We start from the raw sequence: 1,425 nt of genomic DNA, 5'->3' as shown, positions 1-1,425 counted from the left end.
CTATCGGTTTGCCAGATCCCGCTGACCAGAGCAGGATGGTCACCTCTCATAGGGGTCACATTCAGCGGTCCCCGGTCATAACGGGCATACCAGGCTTGTGTGGAAATATCATCAAAATGACCTTCACCATAAAAGTGCAGGGAATGGCCTTCACGGGGAATGACCCGTATTGGGCGTATCAGTTGGTTAATAGCAAAATAACTTTCCGGGACACTGCCCGGTAGTGGCGTTAAGTCTGGGTATTGACCGGCCCGGATCATCAGACCATTGGAGTAAGGGGTAATCACCACATCCGGGTAGAGGTGACGGGCCAGCGTGTGGCGTATCCATGATTCCCCTCCCAACCGTTCTACAAAGCGTTTGGACAGCAGGGTGATCCAGTTGATGCTTCTGATAGAGTGAGCATAATCATCCAGTGTGGTGTGAACAGTGGAATTGACTTGCAGGGAAGGGTAGCGCAGAGCCAGTTGGTACTCTAAAGGAAAATAATCATAGTAGTCTTTGGGTAAGACCAGACAGTAACCACAATCTCCCCAGTCAGGTTCAAGCTGTTCACATAGAAAATTCAGCCAAGCCATAAAGTGAGTCATGCCCTCTTGTTTTTTCAAATAATCCCAAGGCAGCACCAGACTCAGATAGGAGCTACTATCGTCACCATCATCCTCATCGGAATCCAGATAACGCATTAGATAACGAGGCGCTTCATCTTCGTTTTTAGCATCACTGACGACCCAACCACAAGGCTGATTTTTTTTCCTGGCGAGAATGCCTTCCTCTATCTTAATAATATTTTCCGGTGAATATTTGCTTAACCCCTTTAATGAATGACTATGAAAACGCAGGTAAATGCCAAACTCTTCGCGAAAGCGCCGGTAGCAGGCCAGAATGCGCTGTTTTTTCTCCTGGGTGTAACCCTGTTTAAAAAACAGGGTAATCGAGAGACCCAGACGGGAAACAGTTAGACCATCACCATTAATAAAAAGAAAAGAGGTCAGTTGTGATCTCAACTGGGAAAAATAATCTGAAGTTTCCATTATTTTCTCCGTGAATTATGAGGCCGTGGATAATCTGTTATTCCCACATATTTGCCGCTTCCCGTATCAGATGCCATACGGTTGTGCCCGGTTCTGTGCCTGGAACATCAAAAGACATCGCACCCTGAGCAAAGAAGTACTGCTGACCCGGCAGGCTATCAGTTTGCCAGATCCCGCTGACCAGTGCAGGATGGTCCCCTCTCATAGGGGTCACTTGTAGCGGGCCTCGGTCATAACGGGCATACCAAGCCAAGGTGGAAGTTGAATTAAAATGACCTTCACCATAGAAGTGCAATGAATGGCCTTCACGAGGTATCACCCGTATCGGACGTATCAATTGGTTAATAGCAAAATAACTCTCCGGGACACTGCCCGGTAGCGGCGTTAAATC

2 protein-coding genes are annotated in these 1,425 nt (G+C 47.6%); both read right to left on the bottom strand.

Annotated features, from left to right (window positions below; all coding sequences use genetic code 11):
* On the bottom strand, positions 1 to 1,034 hold a 1,034-nt coding region (locus LG003_RS22910), incomplete at its 3' end, for a DUF3396 domain-containing protein (RefSeq protein ID WP_262981752.1).
* Positions 1,035 to 1,071: 37 nt separating this feature from the next.
* Positions 1,072 to 1,425, bottom strand: a 354-nt coding sequence (locus tag LG003_RS22905; protein WP_262981751.1) for a DUF3396 domain-containing protein, incomplete at its 5' end; no start/stop codon positions are given.

The sequence above is a fragment of the Photorhabdus kleinii genome, assembly GCF_025384885.1.
Lineage (GTDB): Bacteria > Pseudomonadota > Gammaproteobacteria > Enterobacterales > Enterobacteriaceae > Photorhabdus > Photorhabdus kayaii.
Note: the sequence above shows the minus strand (reverse complement) of the source record. Positions and strands in the feature narration are given on the sequence as shown.